Origin of the sequence: Micromonospora sp. NPDC005203 (assembly GCF_042872705.1) — a bacterium.
GTDB lineage: Bacteria > Actinomycetota > Actinomycetes > Mycobacteriales > Micromonosporaceae > Micromonospora.
This window is the reverse complement of record NZ_JBIAKV010000006.1, coordinates 53,320-73,710: the sequence shown is the minus strand read 5'-3', so window position 1 is coordinate 73,710 and position 20,391 is coordinate 53,320. Positions and strand designations below refer to the sequence as shown.

Sequence of the window (20,391 nt, the reverse complement as noted above, 5' to 3'; positions counted from 1 at the left end):
CACCGGGGAGCCCACACGTGAATGCTCGGCGTTTCCGGGACCCGTGGGGCATACCGCACCTGCGGGCCGACGACCCGCTCGCGCTGGCGGCGGAGCAGGGCCGGGTGACCGCGTACGACCGGGCCTGGCAGATCGAGGTGGAACGGCACCGCGCCCAGGGCAGCAGCGCCGCCTTCCTCGGCGTCGACGCGCTCGGCTGGGACCGGTTCACCCGGCAGATCCGGCTCGACGACACCGCACGCCGCTGCCACGCCGCACTCGACCCGGCGACCGCCGAGTGGGTGGGCGCGTACGTCGACGGGGTCAACGCGGGCCTCGCCGCCGGGGCGGCCCGCGCGCCGGAGTTCGCCGCGACCGGGCTGCGACCGGGCCGGTGGGAGCCGTGGACACCGCTGGCGGTCTGGCTGGGCCACCACATCCTGTTCGCGGGGTTTCCGAGCAAGCTCTGGCGTGAGCACGTGGCGCAGCGGCTCAGCCCGGACGCGGTCGACGCGTTCGCCACCGACGGTCCGGCCGTGGCCGGCAGCAACGGGTGGCTGCTCGCCGCCGCGCGCACCGGCACCGGCGCGGCGCTGCTCGCCGGTGACCCGCACCGGTTCCTGGAGGATCCCGGCGTCTACCAGCAGATCCGGTTGGCCTGCCCGGAGTACGACGTGGTCGGGCTGGCGGTGCCGGGCGTGCCGGGCATCGCGCACTTCGGGCACACCGGTGCGGTGGCCTGGTCGATCACCAACGCGATGGCCGACTACCAGGACCTGTACGCCGAGCAACTGCGCCGCGACGGCGAGCAGGTGCAGGCCCTCGGCCCGGACGGTTGGCGGCCGGTGCACGCCCACGTCGAGACGATCCTGGTAGCCGGGGCCGATCCGGTCCGGGTCGAGGTGCTGGAGACCGATCGGGGTCCGGTGATCAGCGGCGGGCCGGACGGAGCGACGGCGATCAGCCTGCGTTACCCGCCCCGGGTCCGCGCCGAGCTGGGCTTCGCGACGCTGCCGGAGCTGCTGCGCGCCCGCACCGTGACCGATGTGGACCACGCGCTGCGGCACTGGGTGGAGCCGGTCAACGTGGTGCAGGCGGCGGACACCGCCGGTGGGCTGCTGCACCGGGTCGCCGGGGCGGTGCCGGTACGGCATCCGGACAACGGCCGGCGGGTGGTCCCCGCCTGGGAGGCCGCGCACGTCTGGCAGGGCTGGTACGCGCCGATGCCCCGGGCCGAGGTGGTCGGCCGGGCGGTGATGGCCAACGAGCGGGGGCTGGCGGCGCCGCTCGGCGTCGAGTTCGCCCCACCGCACCGGGCACACCGGATCGCCGAACTGCTCGACGCCGGGCACGCCTGGACGGCCGACGAGGTGGCCGCGGTGCACACCGACACTCACCTGGGCTCCGCCGGGCCGCTGCTGGCGGTGCTGGCCCAGTCGACCGGGCTCGGCCCGACCGCCGCCGCGCTGCGCGAACGGCTGCTGCGCTGGGACCGACGGATGGCCGCCGACAGCACCGACGCGGCGGAGTTCGCCCTCCTGCGGGCCGCGGTCGTCCGCCGGTTCGCCGCCCACCCGGCGCTGGCCGCGCTGGCCGAGCCGCCCCCGTACCCGGAGGTGTTCGCGCCCTGGTTGGCGCTGACCCCGCGCGTCGGTCACGCGCTGGAGCACCTGCTCGGCGCGGCCCCGCTGCCCGGCGTGGACGTGGCCGCGCTGGTGCGCGCCGCGGCCGAGGAGGTCGCCGAAGCGGCGGACGGCCCGGTGCGGTGGGGGGACCTGCACCGGCTCGCGGCGTGGCGGGCGCTGCCCGACCCGGATCCCGGACCCGGCCCCGGACTCGACGGCGACCACGACTGTGTGCTGGCCACCTCCAGCGTGCCCGGGGTCACCCACTGGTGCTTCCGGGGGCCGGCGGCGCGCTTCGTCTGGGATCTGGCCCGACGTGAGGACAGCCGCTGGGTGGTCCCGCTGGGCGCCTGCGGGGTGCCCGGCGACCCGCACCACGACGACCAGACCCCCGCCTGGCTGGCCGGAAGACTGTTGCCGGTGACCACCTCCTGGGACCAGCTCACCGAGGAGCGGGAATAGGACGGCCGCCGGCCGGGATGCCGAGGCACCCGACCGGCGGCCGGTCACACGGGCGTCAGCGCAGGCCGAACGCCCGGGTGATGCGCTGACTCACGGTGTTGCCGGCGGCGTCCCGCGCGGTGGTGCGCAGGCTCACGAAGCCGGCCGTCGCCGGTGCGGCGAGCGAGGTACGCCAGCCGTCCCCGTGCCGGCTCAGGCGCTGCTTCTGCCAGGTCGCCCCGTCGTCGTAGGACACCTCGACGGTGACCGCGCCGACCGTGCCCGAGACGCCGGGCAGGTGGGCGGCGACCACCGTCAACGGTGCCCGCCGCGACGACGTGCCGGCGGAGTCGAGGGCCACCCGGTAGTCCACCTGGATCATCGGCAGCACCGCCGACGACTCCTCCCCGGTTGCGGCCGAGGTGAAGCCCCACTCGGTGCGGGTCTGCCGGGAGTACGGGTTGGTCCAGGCGGCCCGGTCGTTCTCCACCACCAGCCGGTACGGCAGACGCTGCGCCGCCAGGCCGGAGACCTGGAGATACTCGGCGTTGCCCCAGTTCAGCTCCCGGTCACCCTGGTAGAGGGTGGTCCGGTTGACCATGTCGAAGTTGGCACGCGCCTCACCGATGTGACCACCCCCGTCGCCCCAGCCGGGCGCGGGCAGGTAGAGGGTGTCCAGGTAGCGCACCGGCACGTAACCCCCACCCATCCGGGGTCGCTGGATCGGCCCGAACCACTCGACGGCGCTCGGCCGCCCGGCCGGATAGGAGGCCACCTCCATCAGGTGCTGGCCCGTCTCGCCGACGATGTACGCGTCGTCGATCCACCGCTCGCCGGCGGTTACCCAGTCGGTACGCCGACCCTGGGCCGGGACGGTCTCCTGGTTGCCCGAGGCCATGCCCTTCCAGACGTCGGTGCGGAACTCCAGCGCCTTGCCCGGCCGGTAGTTGCGGAACTCCACGTCGACCCGGGCCAGGTCCCGCTTGGCCGGCCGGTAGGTGGGGTCGGCCGGCACCGTGCCCGTCCAGTGGTGCGCCACGTCGTACAGGTAGGTGGTCTCCGGGTGCGACTCGGCGGTCAGCCGCACCGGGCCGTGGCCCAGCGCCGCGATGAGCTGGTCGCCCTCGTCGGCGGTCAGCGTCGCCACGGTCACCGGGGCCGGGCTCTGCGGGCTCCACGGCGTCTCGTCCCAGGGGTCGAGCCGACCGACGCCGTCGTTGACCACCAGCAGCAGCTTCGCCCCGGCCGCCGCGACGGCCCGCGCCTGGGTGGCGATGTCCACGGTGTCGCTGCGCCGCACCACCACCGCCCGGTCCCGGACCGGACGCTTGGCCAGCCCCGCCGCCGAGGTGTCGGCGACGTAGACCGCGTCCAGCTGGCGACGACCGGCCGGCAGCGCGGGGGTCGCCCGCTTCACCAGCAGATCGTCGTACGCGCGGCCGGCCGCGGAGATCGTCAATGCCGGCTGTTCGAGCCGCCACCGGGCACCGAACTCGAACTCGCCGTCGGTGACCTTACGGCTCGTCGGCAACGCCCACATGCTGTCGTACGAGTCGTTGGGCAGCACCTGACTCTCGGTGAGGCCGTTCGCGGTGGACCGGTGGATGTCCATCCGCAGCGAGGTGGCCGTGACCTGCTGCGGCACCGTGGCCCGTACCTGCCGGGCGGCCCGTGCGTCCAGGGTGACGGTGCGGTCGCGGTCCAGGTTGACGTCGGTGAAGCTGAGCATCGCCATGCCCCTGGAACGCGGTCCGTTCACGCCGCGCACGTCCGCGGTGATCCAGCCGGTCCAACTCGCCACCGGCAGCCGCAGCGTGGCGGTGCCGCTCTCGGGCAGGTCCACGGCGGTGAACAGCCCGTCGGTGGTGAGAATGACCTTGCCGACGAGCGGTTTGCCGTCCCGGTCCTTGGCGACAAGCGTCAGGTTCTGCCGCTGACCCTCCTTGCCGGCGCCGATCAGGGTGCGACCGCGGACCACACCGGCGTCGTCGGTGGCGACGATCATGCCGCTGACCTGCTTCTCCACCGGCAGCTTGTCGTACGCCGCGGTCAGCGTGACGGTTGCGGTGCCGCCGGCGGGCACGGTCACCCGGTCGGCGGCGAGGATGAAGAGGCCGGCCGGCGCGGTGGTCGCGTCGAGGGCCAGCTTCAGCGTGACCGGCGCGGCGCCGAGGTTCGTGTAGGTGACCGTCCGGTCGACGGTCCTGCCCGGCTGCTGCGGCCAGGCCTGGAAGCCGGAGTACGCGCTCGGGGTGGCGAAGACGGTGGCCCGGGTGGCGGCGACCGCGTCGACGCGGCCGGCACCCGCCTGATACGGGGTGTACTCCGGAGTGGCCTTGACCGTGCTGACCAGCGCCTCCTTGATGCGCTGACCGGTCCACTCCGGGTGCGCCGCAGCAACCAGCGCCGCCGTGCCGGCCACGTGCGGGGTGGCCATCGACGTGCCGCTCATCAGCGTGTAGTCCCCCGACCCACCGCGTACGTAGTGGGAGCGGGCTGCCAGGATGTCCACGCCGGGCGCGGTGATCTCGGGCTTGAGCCCGCCGTCGCCGGCCCGGGGTCCCTGGCTGGAGAAGTCGGCGAGGTGGTCGGTGGAGTCGACGGCGCCCACGGTGAGCGCGGAGTTCGCCGCACCCGGGCTGCCGATGCTGTTCGGCCCGCCATTGCCGGCGGCGATCACGAACAGCGCGCCGGTCTCGGCGCTGAGCCGTTCGACAGCCTGGCTCATCGGGTCACTGCCGTCGGTGGCCTCGCCGCCCAGGCTCATGCTGACGACCCGGGCCTTCTGCTCGCGGGCCGCCCACTCCATGCCAGCGATGATCCAGGAGTCCTGCCCGCTGCCCTCGCTGTTGAGCACCTTGCCGATGTGCAGGCGGGCACCGGGGGCGACGCCCCGCTCGGCCCCGCCGGACCCGGCGCCGGTGCCGGCGATCGTCGAGGCGACGTGTGTCCCGTGGCCCTTGTAGTCGAGGATGTCCGGCTCCGTGGGCACGAAGCTGCTGGACTCGGCGATCTGACCGGCGAGGTCCGGGTGCTCGGCGTCGGCGCCGGAGTCGAGGACCGCGACGTCGACACCGGCGGCGGTGTTGCCCCCGGCCCAGACGGTCGGAGCGCCGATCTGCGCGGTGGAGTCGGCCAGGTCGGCGCGTACCCGTCCGTCCAGCCAGACCTTGGCGATGCCGTTGGCGAGGGTCGGGGCGGCACCTGTACGCCGGGCGGTGCCGGCGGTGAGGGCGGTCCAGAACCGGTCGGCGGTGGCGCGCTGGCGCGTCAGCGCGGCACCCCGCACACTGTCGAGCGGGCGGACCAGCTCGGCGCCGTCCACTGTGGGGCGGGTGCGGGCGCGGACCGCCGCGTCGGTCATCGTGACGATCAGCGGCAGCTTGTCGGTGTGGGTGTCGTCGTAACCGTCGTCGATCAGTTCGGTGACGTTGAACAGTTGCCGGTCCAGCACGCCGCTGGTGACGTACGGCAGCGCGCTGTCCGGGTAGACGTACGTGTCGCCGTTCTGCACGGTGCGGTGGAAGGTCGGCGTGCTGCCGTCCGGGCGGCGCACGGTCGACACGGTGCTGCCGTCCGCCGCGGTGGTCACCGTGACCGTGTCACCGGTGATCAGCGTGACGGTGGACGCACGTCCGGCGGCGGCCGGGGGAAGCCCGACCGGACGGTCGGGGGTGGTCGGCGGGGCGGCGGACGCCCCCGCGGCGGGTGGGGTGAACCCGGCCGCCAGGGTGAGGGCGGTGCCGAGGGCGATCAGCCCGGATCGGCGACGCCGGCGAGACAGAGCCAAGATGACCTCTTTGCGTCGAGAAGTGGTACGCCGCACAGCATCGACGCAACACCCACCCCCGATGCCCACCAACCCCCGACGCACTTACGCCATGGCACAAACCCGCCACCCGCCACCCCACCCCACCCCACACCCCGACCCCACCCTCCGCGCCCTCCGCGCCCTCCCCACCCTCCCCACCCTCCGCGCCCTCCGCGCCCTCCGCGCCGATCTTGCACTTTGTGTCGCGACAGAAGTGACGAATCAGGACAGATCGGCGACCGAAAGTGCAAGATCGGCGCGCCGGGGAGGGGGGTGGGGGGCGGGGTGGGGGGTGGGGGGTGGGGGGTGGGGTGGGTTAGTGGGAGGGGCGGGTCAGCTTGGCGAGGGAGTCGAGCTGGGTCGGGTCGGACAGGGCTGAGCCGACCGCCGCCACCCGTACGCCGGCCTTCAGGAAGGCGGCGGCGTTGCTCGCGTCCAGGCCTCCGGTCGCGACGAAGCGCAACTGCGGCAGCGGGCCGGCCATGGCCTTGAACCAGGCCGGTCCGAGCGAGATCGCGGGGAACGCCTTGAGCCAGGTGAGCCCGTGCCGCAGCGCCTGCTGGGCCTCGGTGGGAGTGGCCACACCGGGCAGGTGCGGCAGACCATGGGCGGCCGCCGCGTCGGCGATCGCGAGGTCCAGGCCGGGCGCCACGGTGAACCGGGCTCCCGCGTCGGCGGCAGCGGCGACCTGCTCGACGTCGAGCACGGTGCCCGCGCCCACGATCCGACCGCGTGCGGTGCCCGCCTCGACGGCGGCGCGCAGCGACGCTACGGCGTCCGGGGTGGCCACCGGCACCTCCACCACGTCGATGCCGAGGTCCCAGGCGCGCTCGGCGAGCCGAACGGTCTCGGCGACCGGCAGGCCGCGCAGGATCGCCATCACCCGGGCGCTGCCGAAGATGTGCTCGAAGTCCGCTGTGGTCATGGTGCACTCCATCCGAGATCGCGGTGAAAATGTTGCCTGCTGGCCGGGTCGAACGCCGATCTGGCCGGGTCGGACGGCGACCTGGCCGGGTCGGACGGCGACCTGTCCCGGTCGGACGCCGACGGTATGACTCAGGTCGTCGCCAGGGCGCCGGTCAGGTCGAGCGGCGACCAGGCCTCGACGGGGGCGTCGATCAGCCTCTCGAACCAGGCCCATGCCGGGACCGGGGCGTTGTCGCCGCTGCTGGTCAACGCCTGTGCCGCGACGAGGTGCCCGAGGCGCAGGCGTCGCACGGGATCCAGGCCGCGGAGCAATCCGGCCAGGTAGCCGGCCGCGAACGCGTCTCCGGCGCCGACCGGCTCCACCACCGTCACCAGGGGCGCGGATACGAAGACCGGCTCGGCGTCCCGGCACAGTTCGGTGGCACCCACCGCGCCATCCTTGACCACCACCGTCTCCGGCCCGGGTAACAGCTGGCGTACGGCCATCGGGTCAGCGGTGCCCCACAGCGTCTCCGCCTCGTCCTGCCCGACGAAGACCAGGTCGCTGCGGTCGGCCAGGTCGCGCAGCACCGGCGCGGCCTGCTCGGCGGGCCACAACCGGCCCCGGTGGTTGACGTCGAAGCTGACAAGCGCCCCCGCCAGCGGCCGGTCCGCCACGGCGTGCTCGACAAGCGCCCGGCAGGAGGCCGAGAGCACCGGCGTGATGCCGGACAGGTGCAACACCCGGGCACCGGCCAGCCCTGGAGCGGCAAGCGTGCCGGGACCCATCCGGGAGGCCGCCGAGCCAGCCCGGTAGTAGTGCACGGCGGTGCCCTCCGGGCTCGGGTCCTTGACGTACAGGCCGGTGGGGGCCGCGGAGTCCACGCTGACCTGGTCGACACGGACGCCGGTGGCGGCGACGTGCCGGACGACGGCCCGACCGAAGGGGTCGTCGCCGACCCTGCTCACCCAGGCCGCCCGGTGCCCCAGCCGCGCCAGGTAACCGGCCACGTTGGATTCCGCGCCGCCGACCGACACAGCGACCCGGTCGGCGCGCTCCAACGGCTCGCCCGGCGTGGGGCAGAGCACCACCATCGTCTCCCCGACCGTGGCCACCTCAATCGGCGCGGAGCCCGCCGGGACGGTCGCGTCGTCAGGTGGGAAGTCGGTCGGCATCGGGCACACGTCCTCGCGGCGGGGGTGCTGGGCGTCGCCGAGCCTAGGTGTTCGGACGCGAGGCGAGCAACCCGTCATACGTCACACCTCGGCGCTCAGGGCAACGTCAGCGCGTACGCGGCGAGCACCTCCCCGATCGGCTGGTAGTAGGTGGTGCCGCCGGAGGTGCAGTTGCCGCTGCCGCCGGAGAGGATGCCGAGGATGGTGCCGGTGGAGGCCACGTAGAGCGGCCCGCCGCTGTCGCCCGGCTCGGCGCAGATGTTGGTGCGGATCAGGCCGTAGATCACGCCGGTGGCGTAGTTGACGGTCTGGTTGAGGCCGGTGACGGTGCCGCAACGCACGCCGGTGGTGACGCCGCTGCGACAGACCGCCTGACCGACGTACGCGGTGCCGGGTCCGTGGATGGTCAGCAGACCCGGGTACGTGTAGACCGCGCTCGGGTGGGCGATCCGCCCGGTGTAGCGGATCAGCCCGTAGTCGTTGGTCGGGTAGCTGGTGGCGGTGCGGGTGCCGAGCACGGTGGTCTGCGCGCCGTCGGTGTACCAGGTGGCGGCGGCGGTGGTGCAGTGCCCGGCGGTGATCACGTAGTAGGTGCTGCCGCTGCGCGCGTTCGCGCCGAGCGAGCAGCGCGCGCCACCGCCGTAGATGCCCTGCCCGCCGGCGATCAGGGGGCGCAGCGTTCCGGGTTCGCGGCGCAGCGCCACGCCGGCCCGGTCGGTCACCGCCCGCAGTGCGGCCAGCTCGCTCGGAGCCACGGTGTCGTCGACGGTGAGGGTCATCCGGCCGGTGGCGGGGTCGAGACCCCAGGCGGTGCCGGCGGTGCGTACCCCGACGAGCACGGCCGCCGCGTCGGCGGCCCGGTCGGGGACGGCGCCCCGCGCCGTGCTGGGCGTGCCGAGCAGGAGGATGGTCAGGACGAGGGCGACGAGCGGGGAGCGGCGCATCCGAACCTCCGCGAGAATCGAGCGTGATGGATGCTCCCAAGCATCGCCCGGGTCCGACGCCGTGGCAACCTCCGGCCGTCCCCTCGCCGACCGGCGGGAATCGCCGATCCGCAGACGGACCCCACCGACGCCGCCGATAATTCTCGGGAGACACGGCGGGAGGCCGGGCATGACCACCGGAGGCACCGCGGCACTGGTACGCCGGCCGGACGGGTCAACTCGGGCCACGCTGCTGGAACTGCTCTTCGACGTGGTCTTCGTGGCCTCACTCGCGCTGACCTCGACGCTGCTCGCCGAACTCCACACCTGGGCCGGCGCGGCGACGGTGCTGCTGACGCTGACGGCGATCTGGTGGACCTGGTCGGTCACCTCCACCACCACCGAGTTCTACGACCCGCAGCAGCGTCCCATCCAGGCCATCCTGATGGTCGCCATGGTCGGGTCGGTGGGGATGGGCGCGTCGCTGCCGAAGGTCACCAGTGGGCACGCGCTGGTCTTCGCCACGGCGTACGTCGGCACGCACGTGATCCGCGGCATCATCCTGATCACGAAGTTGCACCAGCAGCGGCACCGGTCTGCCATGATCCGCGCCACCCGGTTCCTGTTCTGGTTCCTGGTGTCCGGCGTCTTCTGGATCAGCGGCGCGCTGTCCGACACGGCCCTCTGGACCCTCTGGACCATCGCCATCACGATCGACCTGGTCTCCGCGGCGGCCCGCTATCCCACGCCCGGGATGGGTCGGGTGCCCTTCGACCAGTACGAGCGGACCACGGCGCACCTGGGAGAGCGGTACCAGCAGTTCGTCATCCTGGCCCTCGGCGACATCATCCTGGTGCCCACCCTGCAGGTCAGCCGGGGCGAGTTCGCCGGGCTCCGGGTCGCCGCGCTGTTCTGCGCGTTCGCCATCATGCTGCTGCTCTGGCAGGTCTACGTGTTCCGGGCCGGCGAGCTGCTGGAGGCCGGGGCGAGGGCGGGGCGGCCGGCGCGGGTGGCACCGTACACCCATCTGGTGATGCTGGCCGGCGTGGTCGCCACGGCGGCCTCGTTCGACCGGGTCGTCACCCGGCCGACCGGCACGACACCGGTGGGCTGGCTCCTGCTGATCCTGGGTGGTCCGGCGCTGTTCGTGCTCGGCCGCGTCCTGTTCACCCTGCTGGTGTCCATGGTCGTGCCGTGGCGGCGAATGCTCTGCCTCCCCCTGCCGCTGCTGACGCTGCCCTGGGCCGGCCGTTGGCCGCCGCTGCTGGTCACCACGGCCGTGGCGCTCGCGCTGGCCGCGCACATCCTGATACCGGGAGCGGCCCGGGAGACCACCCCGGGTCTGCGGGTGCGGCAACGCGACGACTGACGTGGCCCGGTCAGCCGAGGTGTTGGCCGGCCCACTCGGCGAGGTCCCGGGCGCACGCGTCCACCGACTCCCGCCAGGTGCGCGCCGCGCCGTCCCCCGCCTCGTCGCTGACCTGCTTGACCAGTCGGCACGGCACACCCGCCTGCGCGGCCGCCCACGCCACCGCGTACCCCTCCATGTCGACCAGGTCGGCGCGCTGCGCCAACCGGTCCCGCGCCGCGTCATCGGCCACGAACGTGTCACCGGTGGCCAGCACCGCGCCCTCGGCGGCCAGGGCCAGCGGCGCACCGTAGGTCTCGCCGGTGAGCGTCCGCAGCAGGTCGGTGTCCAGATCGTGCTGGAGCACGGTCGCAACCTCGTGGATACCGGCCCATCCGGGGCGCAGCGCACCCGCCGTGCCCAGGTTGAGCAGCAGGCTGGGGCGCGGCCCGGCAGCCAGCACAGCGGCCACCGCGCTGGCGGCGTTCACCTTGCCCATGCCGGTCAGCAGCACCGGCAGCTCGGGCGGGAGGTAGCGGGCCTCCTCCCCGACGGCGAGCACCACCAACGGACGATCGGCGCGGACCGTACCCCGAAGATTCACCGGAGCATCGTACGAGCCGCCTTCGGGGCCGGTGACGTCAGTCCGAGGTGAAGCGGTACACGACGAAGTCCTTGTCCGCGCCGCAGGCGATCACGTGGGTGTTCCACGAGCAGGACGAGCTCCGGACGTCCTTCAGCTCGCCCAACTCGTCCACCTCCCCGGAATCGGCCCACACGCCGGCCAGCACCCGGTTGTCCGCGACGACGCTGGGCGCCTTGGCGAAGACCAGCAGGTTGCCCGCGTCCAGCCGGACCCCCACACCGCTCCGGTCGCGCAACACCGGCTTACCGGAGGCGTCGAAGAGGGTGAACGCCGGCTCCGGGTACTCCCGCTGGGCGAGTAGTTGCTCCCCCACCGGCACCAGGTCGGTCACACCCGGCACCGACCAGTGGTCCGCCTGTTCGCCCTCGGTGGCCGCCACCACCTCGGTGCGCTGGACGTCGCTGTTCGGCACCTGCAACAGGCAGGCCCGCCGCTCACCGCAGGCCACAAGTGCCCTCGGGCGCTGCTCGTCGTTGTCGGAGCGGTAGAGCACCACCGGTTCCGCCGTGGACCCCAGGTCGTACGCCAGCAGCTGGTACCCGCCCTCGTTGGCGGCCACGAACAGGCGGTCCTCGTGGGCGACCACCAGATCGTCGAGGTCGGCGACGTTGCCCCACTGGCGGAGCACCTTGCCGGATGCCAGGTCGAGCACCCGCACCGACCGGTCCGCACCCACCTGGACCAGTCGCCGCCCCTTGCCCGCCCACGGGTCGCGGGGCGTCCCGTCGAGGAAGGCCGGTCCACCCGCCGCCTCGTCGCTGCCCACCGGCCGAACCACGGTGCGACTGCCGTCGTACTGGTCGCGGGGGTTCGGCTGGTTCCACTTCTCGGTGCCGTCGCTCAGGCGCAGCCCGACCAGCCGGGCCGCCCCCCGGTCCACCAGCACCGCAGTGTCGTCCGCGACGTAGATGTCGTCGTCACCGCGCACCGTGCGCTGCCAGCGCTGAGTGCCCGAACGACCGTCCAGGACAGCCAGCGGGCGCGGCGTGCTGTCGCCCGGTGCGTCGGCGAGGACCGCGACCGCCCCGGGGGCGGCGATGATCGCCTTCCAGTCGTCGGCTCGCACGTCGGTCGCCCTGCGCCACAGCTCGTCGCCGGTGCCGGTGTCGACCGCCACCACCTCCAGGCGGTCGTCCGGCAGGGGGAAGCCGAGGTAGGCCCGGTTGCCGAGGACCGCCGTCCACATCTCGGGCGGTCGCTCGCCGCCGGCCGTCGGCCGGGACAGTTCGCGCAGCGACGACGCGTACTCCAGGTCCGGGTAGCGGTCCCGGGTCAGGTACAGCGTCGCGGCGGCGCCCACCCCGAGCAGGGCCAGCACCGCGCCCAGCACCACCCAGCGCGCCCGCCGCGAGCGCGGAGCGCCCGCCGCACCGGCGGGCGGGCCGCCCTTCCAGCCCGACGGGGGCGGACCGGCCGGTGGGGCGCCCACCCAACCCGGTCCCGCCGGCGTGGACGAGCCCGGCCAGGGCTGCGGCGATGGCACGGCCTCCGCCGGGCCGGCCGGCGCGGGCGGACTCACCGGAGCCGGTGGGGCGAGCTGCGGCCCGGCGTACGCCGGTGTGGGCACCTGTCGGCGCAGCGGGAGGTCGGTCAGCGCGCCCTCGGCCACCGGCAGTTCGGGCTGGTCGAGCACCGTCGGCGCCACCCCCAGTTCGGTGTGCACCATGCGGGCCACCAGGGGGATCCGCGACGAGCCACCGACGAGGAACAGCCCGGCGAGCTGGTCGGGGCTGAGCCCGGCGGCGGCGATCACCTCCCGGGCCCGGTCCACCGCGCGGCGCAGCAGCGGCGTGGCCGCCCGCTCGACGTCGGCCCGGGTGAGCTGGACGGCTTCGGCCACCCCCGGCACCGCGACCGGCGCCACCGTCGAGCGGGACAGGGTCTCCTTCGCACCTCGTACCTCGTCCCAGAGCCTTACCTGGTCGCGGCGTTGCGTCGGGTCCTCCGGTCGGATCAGCCGGGACCACTGCGCGGCGTGCCGCTCCCCGACCAGGTCGCCGACCCGCCGCACCAACGCGGCGTCGAGATCCAGGCCGCCCAGGTCAGGCAGGCCACCATCGGCGACCACGCTGAACCCGGAGTCACCCCAGGGGTCCGCGCCCTCGTTGCGCAGCACCGCGACGTCGAGGGTCCCGCCGCCGAAGTCGAACACCGCGACCGCTTCGCCGACCGGCACCGGACGATGCAGCACCTGCGTGTAGTAGCGGGCGGCGGCCACCGGTTCCCGCAGCAGCCGGGTGCCCGGCGGCGTCGGCCCGGCGAGGGTGTGCTCGGCCACCTGCGGCCAGCCCGCCAGCAGCAGGGCGTCGGCGAGCACCTGCCGCCGCGTCGCATCCCAGGCGGCCGGGCAGGTGAGCACGGCCGGAGGCAGGAACCCCACGGCGCCCACCGCGGCCCGTGCGACCGCCGCCAGCACCGCGGCGAGCAGTTCGGCCGGTGGGTACGAGCGGTCCCCGAGCACGATCGTCGGCTCGTCCACCCGGCGCTTGGGGTTCGCCTCGAACCGGGCCGGGTCCGTCTGGGCCAACCGGCGGGCGTCCCATCCGGTGTGCAGGGCGCCGTCCGGGTCGGCGTACACGGCGGACGGACTGAGTGGCTGACCGTCCATCAGCAGCGGACGGGTCCGCCCGTCCGGCCAGCGCAGCACCGCGACCGTGTTGGACGTACCGAGGTCGACGCCGAGGGCGAAACCCTCGTGCTGGCCTGCCATCTGCCCGATACCTCCGCCGCGACGAGGGGAACTCGACCCCGCATCGTACGCAGGCCCCGCCGCCCCGCTGATCAGTCGGTCAGGTGCCGTACCCCGACGACCTCCCCCTCGCTGCTCTCCCCGGTGGGGCGAAAGCCGAGCTTCAGGTAGAACCGCTCCGGGCCGTCCGTCCCCGGTTCCCACGTCGTGAACACGCGGTCGTGCCCGCGGTCGCGCGCCTCGGCGCAGACGGCCCGCACCGCGAAACGACCGTACCCGCGGCCCTGGTGCTCGGCGGCGATGTTCAACCGCCACAGGCCCGAGCGCCTGTCGTTCGGGCTGGCCGGGTCCCACACGATGTCGAAGAAGCCCATCAGGAAGCCGACGGTGTCGTCACCCTCGACGATCAGCCGTGGCCACGCGATGTCGGGCTGCGCGTACGCCTCGGCGAGAGACCAGGCGACCGGAGACGAGAACTTCTCCTGCTCCGGCCGCACGCTCACCCGGCAGGCGGCTTCGACGTTTTCCGGGGTGATCTGCACGAGTCGCGGCACGCCGGCCACCCTATCGGGCCGGGGGCCGGACAGCGGGCCGTCGAGCAGCCGGCACGGGCCGGACCACAACCGGGTGTCGAGGTCGGTGTCGGGTCTGCGCCGTCCGGCCGCGTACGGGCCTACTGCCAGCTCGGCCGCTCGGCGAGGACGCGCTCCCAGTCGACAGTGCGGACCCACTCCGCGTAACGGTGCCAGACCACGTCCGGATACCTGGCGCGCAGCCCGTCGATGTCGACGAAGTCGGTGTTGTCCTCGAACCGCTGGAACATGTCGGCGATCTCGTCGCCGGCCCACTGCCGGACCTGGTCCAACGGCATCTGCTGGTACGGGATCTCGCGGCCGAGCACGTCGCTGAGGATGCGGGCCGCCTCGTCGCCGGTGACCCGGTCGGAGGCGACGTCGATCCGCTCGCCGACGAACCGGTCCGGGTGCTCGACGGCGTGCACGGCGAGACCGGCGATGTCGCGGACGGTCACCTGGTCCAGCGGCTTGCCGGCGGTCAGCGGATTGGCCAGGACACCGTCGCTCAGGCGGCTGAACCCGACGTTGAGCGCGTTCTCCATGAAGTACACCGGCCCGAGGACTGTGGCCCGGACCTGCTGATCCCGCAGGTACGCCTCCACGAGTTGCTTGCTGTCGGCATGGTCGAGGTCGGTGGGCATGAACCGGCCGGCACCGCGTACGGACGAGTGGACCAGGTGCGCGTCGACACGCGCCGCGACGTCGACGAGGTGGCGTCCCTGGGCGACCTCCTCGTCCTTCCCGCCGGATCCGAACGGGACGGACAGGCCGAAGATCGCATCGACGTCCTTGGCGGCGGCGGCGAGGCCCTCGGGGTGGGCCAGGTCGCCGGTGACGAGCCGGACTCCGGCGGTAGACAGCGCCACCGCGGCGGGCGAATCGGGCGACCGCACGTAGGCGACGACGTCGTGGCCGTGGTCGAGCAGCAGTTCGGCGACGGCGCCGCCCTGCTTGCCGGTGGCGCCGATGACGAGAACGTGTGCCATGAGGGTGCTCCCTGACTCGCGGTTGTGGACGCCGCCGAGTCTCTGGCCTCAACCTCGATTGAGGTCAAGTCCTAGGCTTGGTCCCATGCCCAGGGCGCGCACCACGTTTCACGAACTCACCGTCGGCCAGGTCGCCGACCGCAGCGGCGTCGCGATCTCCGCGCTGCACTTCTACGAACGCAAGGGTCTGATCAGCAGCAGCCGGACGGCGAGCAACCAGCGCCGGTACGCCCGCGACACGCTGCGCCGGGTGGCGTTCATCCGGGCCTCCCAACACGTCGGCATCTCGCTAACGGCGATCCGGGAGGCCCTGGACCAACTGCCGAGCGAACGCACCCCGACCCGCGACGACTGGGCTCGCCTGTCCGCCGACTGGCGCAGCGTCCTCGACGCGCGCATCGAGCACCTGCGGGCGCTGCGGGACGACCTCACCGCGTGCATCGGGTGCGGCTGCCTGTCCCTGCGGGACTGCCACCTGACCAACCCCCGCGACGTGCTGGGCCGCGAGGGTCCCGGCGCCCGCCGCCTACCCACGCCGCAACCCCCGCTCCCCCCGGGTCAGCTTTCCGTGCAGCGCTCGGAGAGGGCGTAGCGCAAAAGCACCACATCGCCGATCTGGCGGGCCTCGACCAGCCGGGCGCGGCGACCCGGGTGCCAGGGGAAACTACCCTCGCCGACGAACCGGGGCGCCCGAGCGTCGCCGACGAAGAACGGGGCGACCACCAGGTGCAGCTCGTCGGCGAGACCGGCGGCGAGGAACTGGGCGTGCACCGTCCCGCCGCCCTCCACCATCAGCCGCCGCACGCCCCGCGCGGCCAGGTCGCTCAGCAGCCACGCGGGGTCGACCGGCTCCCCGGCGTCCACCACGGTGGCCAGTCGACCGATGCGTTCCCGGGTCTTCTCCAGCGCGCCGGTGGCGCAGTAGACGAGCCGGGTCGGGTCGCCGGCGGTGAAGAACCGGGCGGTCGGGTCGAGGTCACCGCGGGCGGTCAGGGTGACCTTGGCGGGCGAGGCGGGCCGACCCTCCGCCACCCGTTCGGCCCGGCGGCTCGCGGAACGCACCAGCAGCCGAGGATCGTCACGGCGGACGGTGCCGGCACCGACCAGGATCGCGTCGCAGCTGGCCCGAACCGCGTCGACCCGGTCCAGGTCATCGTCGTTGGACAGCAGCAACCGCTTGTCGGACGTGTCGTCGATGTACCCGTCGATCGAGGCGGCGCAACTGAGCAGCACGTACGGCCGCGTCGGCGCCGGGGTGCGGCTCACTTGTCGACGGGCAGGTCGGGCGCGACCGAGACGACCTCCGCCGCCTTGGCGGCCTTGGCGGCCAGGTAGTCGGCGTTGGCCGGCGAGAGGAAGACGCTTGTGGGCACCTGTTCGGTGACGTCCACCCCGAGGCGGGTCAGCTGCACGGCCTTGTCCGGGTTGCTGCTCAGCAGTCGGATCCGCGGCACCCCCAGCGTGCTCAGCATCTGCGCGGCGGCGGTGTAGTCCCGCTCGTCCTCACCCCGGCCCAGCGCGACGTTCGCCTGGTAGGTGTCCAGCCCGGCGTCCTGCAACGCGTACGCGTCGAGTTTGGCGTACAGGCCGATGCCGCGGCCCTCCTGGCGCAGGTAGAGCAGGAAACCACCGGTCTCGGCGATCCGCTGCACCGCCTCGCGCAACTGCGGCCCGCAGTCGCAGCGTTGGCTGCCGAACACGTCGCCGGTCAGGCACTCGCTGTGCGGGCGGACCAGCGGTGGCTCCCCCCCGGCGGCGAGCCGGTCCAGGGCGCCCGCCCAGTCGCCGAGGCCGAGCGCGAGGTGCTCCCGGCCGTCCACCAGGCCCTTGAACGAGAACACCCGGACCGTCGTGGTGTAGCCGTCGGGAAACGTCAACGGCACCGTGACCTGGGTACGGATCGTGGCTACCGGCAATGCTTCGGGCATGGGACTCCTCTGTCCGGCGTCACCGGCGCGCGGCGACGCGTGTTCCTCACCACCGACTCAACAGCCGCCACCGGGGGCGGCTTCCCGGACGGCGATCGGATGGCGGTTCCGTCGCACCAGCAGCACCGCGGCTCCGGGCAGGCTGGCGACGAGGATCAGTGCACCGTAGACGGTGGCGGTGGCGACGCCCTCGGCCGCGCTGAGGCCGGCCGCGCCGAACACCCACGCGGCAACTCCCTCGCGCGGTCCGAAGCCGGCGACGTTCAGCGGCAGGCCCATGGCGAGCAGGGCGAGCAGCGTCAACGGCAGCAGCCGTGCCAGCGGGGCGTCGGATCCGGCGGTGCGGGCCGCCACCAGGAAGGTGGCCAGGTGACCGGCGACCATCACCGCGGAGGCGATCAGCACGCCGAGCCAGGTGCGCCGGGACAGCAGCCCGGACCGCACGTCCGCCCCGGCGGTCCGCAACGCCCGCGCCCAGCGCGAGGGGCCGGCGTTCGGCACGGCCCGGGCCAGCAGCACCGCGACCAGCCCGGCCGCGATCAGCAGCGCGACGGCGAATGGCAGATACGTCCGCACCGGGGACGGGAAGGCGGCGAGCACCACGAGCGCGATGCCGACGAGCACCACCTGCCCGGCGGTACGTTCCCAGACCACCGCGCGGATGCCCCGGCTGACGTCGCCGGCGTCACGGCCGTGGCGGACCGCCCGGTGCACGTCACCGAGCACCCCGCCGGGCAGGGTGGCGTTGAGGAACACGGCCCGGTAGCAGTGCGCCACCGCGGTCGCCAGCGGCAGCCGCACGCCCAGGCCGCCGGCGACCAGACTCCACCGCCACGCCGCGCAGACCGTGGTGAGCACCCCGATGACAAGCGCGGCGGCCAGGGCCGGTGCGTCGATCAGCTTGACGCCGGCGACGAACGGGCCGCTGCCCACCTGCCACAGCAGGACGGCGAGCAGACCCACCCCGCCGACCACTCGTGCCCAGGCCCAGAACATCGACGCCGGCCCTCCCCTTGAAGATCGTCCACACGCCCTAGTCCACGTACCCAGGGTGTGAACGGTTCATCCACCCGCGAGGAGGTCACTGTGTTCGACAAGCACGCCGAGCCGACCGGCCGCCGCGTCGGCCAGTCGACGCCGGGCGTACGCCTCGGCCGGGGCGGCCAGGTCGGGACGCTGCGCGCAGGCCGCGCCCAGCCAGCCCCGGAACCACTCGGCGGCCAGGTCGGCCTGCTCCGGGCCGAGCCGCCACGGGCTGGGCCGTTCCCGCACGTCCACGCCGCGTCGGGCGAACGCGGCGGCGGTGGCGGCGACGGCGTCCGGGCCGAGCAGTCGTCGGCCGTCGACGGTACGCCGTTGGTGGTCGTTGAACGCGGCCTCGACCGCGGCGTCCAACGCGTCGGTCGGGGTGAGTCGAACCCGCCCGGTCACCGAGAGGGCGAACAGGGTGGGCCGGCCGACACAGGCGGCCACCACGCGTTCGATCTCCTCGGCGGTCAGCATGTCCAGCAGGGCGGACGCGGTGACCAGTGACCCGTCGGCCAGGTCGGCGGCGCTGAGCCGGGTGAGGTCGCCGCACCGGGTGCGTACGGTGACCGGGGCGCCGTCGGCGGCGACCACGCCGGTCATGCCCGCGGCGGCACGGGCCAGCAGGTCGGCGTCGCGGTCGTGCAGCACCCAGTGCTGCGGGCCGGGCAGCCGGGTGGCCAGCCAGCGACTCATCGAGCCGGTGCCACTGCCCAGGTCGTGGATCACGGTCGGCGTGGCACCGGTCAGCCGGGGACGGACGGCGTCCAGCAGGTCCTCGGCCCGCGCCGCCGCGTCGGCCGGCTCCCGCAACCGCAACCAGTCGGCGAACGGCAGGGTCTCCTCGACGGTCATTCCGCCACCTCCTCCAGTACGGCGGCCAGCGACGCGGTCGTCACCGTCCAGTCGGTCAGGGTGTGCCGCCGGGCGAGAGCCGACCACCGCAGCCGGGCCCGCAGCAGTTCGTCGCCCAACCACCAGCTCAGCGCGCCGGCCAGGGCGGCCGGATCGTCCGGTGGCACCAGCAGCCCCGGCACATCGCCGTCGGCGGTCCGGCCGAGCGCCTCGGGCAGGCCGCCCACCTGGGTGGTCAGCACCGGCAGACCCCGGGCGAGCGCCTCGGTGACGACCATGCCGTACGTCTCGCCCCGGGAGGGCTGCACCAACAGGTCGGCGGCGGCGTACGCGGCGTCGAGCGCGGCGCCGGTCAGCGGCCCGGTGAACCGCACCCGGTCAGCGAGGCCCGCGTCGGCGAGCCGGTCACGCAGCCGGCGCACCAGCGCGGGTTCCCGGGTCAGCGTGCCGGCGCAGACAAGCGTCCAGGTCGACTCGGCCCGCACCGTCAACGCGTCGACGAGGACGTCGTGGCCCTTGTGGTGGGTGACCGCGGCCACGCAGAGCAGCCGGTCCCCGGCGGCCGAGGCGGGGGGCGCCAGCGGAGCGGGCGTCACGCCCGGCGGCGCGACCCGGATCCGGTCGCGGCGCAGCGGGTGGCGCAGCAGCAGGCGGCGGCGGGTCCACTCGCTGGTGGTGACGACGGCCCGCGCGGCGGCCAGCGCCCGGCCCTCCGCCTCGTCGTCGAACGGCATGTGCACGAGGACGACCAGGCGCAACCGGTCGGCGTGCGGGGCGAGCAGGTCCGGCACGGTCGAGGCGATCAGACCGTCGAGCAGCACCACGGCGTCGTCCGGGGCGGCGGTGAGCACCGCGGCCAGTGCCGCCCGTTCGGCCGGCCCGGGGCTCGGCCAGGCCCCGGGCACCGCGTGTTCGTGCACCGCCCAGCCTCGGTCGGTGAGCCCCGCACAGACGCGCCTGTCGTAGGTGTTGCCGCCACTGGGTGTGGCCGGGTCGTCGATGTCGCCGGGCAGGACGACGTGCACCGTACGGCTGGTGCTGCCCGAGCCGGCGGAGGGCGTCGCCCGGCCCGCATCGATCACAGTGACCGCTCGTAGCTGGCCCAGGCGACGTGCGACTCGTGCAGGGTGACGGTGATGCCGGCCAACTCGCGGGCGCCGGCGCCCAGCTGGCCGGCGTGCACCCGCTCGGCCAGCCGGTCCGCGACCGTGCGGGCCAGCACCTCGGTGGTGGTGTTCACCCCGGCGAAGGCCGGCTCGTCGTCGAGGTTGCGGTAGGTCAGCTCACCCAGTACGGCCCGCAGCTGCTCGGTGGCCAGGCCGATGTCGACCACGATGCCGTCGGCGTCCAGGTCGGCGCGGCGGAACGTCGCGTCCACCACGAACGTCGCCCCGTGCAGGCGTTGGGCGGGACCGAACACCTCGCCCTGGAAACTGTGGGCGATCATCATGTGATCCCGAACGGTCACGCTGAACAC

General features: G+C 74.0%; 17 protein-coding genes. 3 read left to right on the top strand and 14 right to left on the bottom strand.

Annotated features, from left to right (window positions below):
- The first annotated feature begins 17 nt into the window (after positions 1–17).
- A complete protein-coding gene (locus ACFYPM_RS15835) occupies positions 18–2,066 on the top strand; it encodes a penicillin acylase family protein (protein ID WP_387196614.1) in 2,049 nt (682 codons plus the stop codon).
- A 55-nt stretch (positions 2,067–2,121) separates the two neighbouring features.
- On the opposite strand, the gene ACFYPM_RS15830 is transcribed toward ACFYPM_RS15835, so the two are convergent.
- The 4 genes from ACFYPM_RS15830 to ACFYPM_RS15815 all read right to left on the bottom strand — a co-directional run bounded on the left by ACFYPM_RS15830 (position 2,122) and on the right by ACFYPM_RS15815 (position 8,882).
- Positions 2,122–5,835, bottom strand: coding sequence for a S8 family serine peptidase (locus ACFYPM_RS15830; RefSeq protein ID WP_387196611.1), 3,714 nt, complete (start codon positions 5,833–5,835; stop codon positions 2,122–2,124).
- A gap of 337 nt (positions 5,836–6,172) precedes the next feature.
- Positions 6,173–6,781, bottom strand: a complete 609-nt coding sequence (locus ACFYPM_RS15825) for a bifunctional 4-hydroxy-2-oxoglutarate aldolase/2-dehydro-3-deoxy-phosphogluconate aldolase (protein ID WP_387196607.1) — start codon at positions 6,779–6,781, stop codon at positions 6,173–6,175.
- Positions 6,782–6,912: 131 nt separating this feature from the next.
- Positions 6,913–7,938, bottom strand: a complete 1,026-nt coding sequence (locus tag ACFYPM_RS15820; RefSeq protein WP_387196604.1) for a sugar kinase — start codon at positions 7,936–7,938, stop codon at positions 6,913–6,915.
- 95 nt (positions 7,939–8,033) lie between these two features.
- Positions 8,034–8,882: a S1 family peptidase gene (locus tag ACFYPM_RS15815; RefSeq protein WP_387196601.1), complete on the bottom strand. Its 849-nt coding sequence runs from the start codon at positions 8,880–8,882 to the stop codon at positions 8,034–8,036.
- Positions 8,883–9,051: 169 nt separating this feature from the next.
- Here ACFYPM_RS15815 and ACFYPM_RS15810 point away from each other — a divergent pair, with 169 nt between their 5' ends.
- Positions 9,052–10,230 (top strand): low temperature requirement protein A, encoded by a 1,179-nt coding sequence (locus ACFYPM_RS15810; protein ID WP_387196598.1) that lies wholly within the window; start codon positions 9,052–9,054, stop codon positions 10,228–10,230.
- Between the two features lie 10 nt (positions 10,231–10,240).
- Here ACFYPM_RS15810 and ACFYPM_RS15805 read toward each other — a convergent pair whose 3' ends face one another.
- The 4 genes from ACFYPM_RS15805 to ACFYPM_RS15790 all read right to left on the bottom strand — a co-directional run bounded on the left by ACFYPM_RS15805 (position 10,241) and on the right by ACFYPM_RS15790 (position 15,105).
- A complete protein-coding gene (locus ACFYPM_RS15805; protein ID WP_357253212.1) occupies positions 10,241–10,813 on the bottom strand; it encodes a nucleosidase in 573 nt (190 codons plus the stop codon).
- 37 nt (positions 10,814–10,850) lie between these two features.
- Positions 10,851–13,565 (bottom strand): Hsp70 family protein, encoded by a 2,715-nt coding sequence (locus tag ACFYPM_RS15800; protein ID WP_387196594.1) that lies wholly within the window; start codon positions 13,563–13,565, stop codon positions 10,851–10,853.
- A gap of 71 nt (positions 13,566–13,636) precedes the next feature.
- Positions 13,637–14,098: a GNAT family N-acetyltransferase gene (locus ACFYPM_RS15795; protein WP_387196591.1), complete on the bottom strand. Its 462-nt coding sequence runs from the start codon at positions 14,096–14,098 to the stop codon at positions 13,637–13,639.
- Between the two features lie 119 nt (positions 14,099–14,217).
- Entirely contained in the window at positions 14,218–15,105 is an 888-nt protein-coding gene (locus ACFYPM_RS15790; RefSeq protein WP_387196589.1) for an NmrA/HSCARG family protein, read from the bottom strand.
- 85 nt (positions 15,106–15,190) lie between these two features.
- Between ACFYPM_RS15790 and soxR the strand changes: the two genes are divergently transcribed.
- The gene (gene soxR / locus ACFYPM_RS15785; RefSeq protein WP_387196586.1) at positions 15,191–15,697 is read left to right on the top strand and encodes a redox-sensitive transcriptional activator SoxR; all 507 of its coding nucleotides are present in this window, start codon (positions 15,191–15,193) and stop codon (positions 15,695–15,697) included.
- On the opposite strand, the gene ACFYPM_RS15780 is transcribed toward soxR, so the two are convergent.
- From ACFYPM_RS15780 to ACFYPM_RS15755, 6 genes are all read right to left on the bottom strand, one after another.
- Positions 15,664–16,371 carry a RibD family protein gene (locus ACFYPM_RS15780; protein WP_387196583.1) on the bottom strand — a complete coding sequence of 236 codons (708 nt, stop codon included), beginning with the start codon at positions 16,369–16,371 and terminating at the stop codon, positions 15,664–15,666. The genes soxR and ACFYPM_RS15780 overlap by 34 nt on opposite strands.
- A complete protein-coding gene (gene ribA / locus ACFYPM_RS15775; protein WP_387196580.1) occupies positions 16,368–17,033 on the bottom strand; it encodes a GTP cyclohydrolase II in 666 nt (221 codons plus the stop codon). Before ribA ends, ACFYPM_RS15780 begins: the two co-directional genes overlap by 4 nt.
- 57 nt (positions 17,034–17,090) lie before the next feature.
- Positions 17,091–18,029 (bottom strand): YbhN family protein, encoded by a 939-nt coding sequence (locus tag ACFYPM_RS15770; RefSeq protein WP_387196577.1) that lies wholly within the window; start codon positions 18,027–18,029, stop codon positions 17,091–17,093.
- A gap of 66 nt (positions 18,030–18,095) precedes the next feature.
- Positions 18,096–18,914 carry a methyltransferase domain-containing protein gene (locus ACFYPM_RS15765; protein ID WP_387196573.1) on the bottom strand — a complete coding sequence of 273 codons (819 nt, stop codon included), beginning with the start codon at positions 18,912–18,914 and terminating at the stop codon, positions 18,096–18,098.
- Positions 18,911–19,993: a glycosyltransferase family 4 protein gene (locus tag ACFYPM_RS15760; RefSeq protein WP_387197363.1), complete on the bottom strand. Its 1,083-nt coding sequence runs from the start codon at positions 19,991–19,993 to the stop codon at positions 18,911–18,913. The genes ACFYPM_RS15765 and ACFYPM_RS15760 overlap by 4 nt, the downstream gene beginning before the upstream one ends.
- Positions 19,993–20,391 carry a 6-carboxytetrahydropterin synthase gene (locus ACFYPM_RS15755; protein ID WP_355029810.1) on the bottom strand — a complete coding sequence of 133 codons (399 nt, stop codon included), beginning with the start codon at positions 20,389–20,391 and terminating at the stop codon, positions 19,993–19,995. Before ACFYPM_RS15755 ends, ACFYPM_RS15760 begins: the two co-directional genes overlap by 1 nt.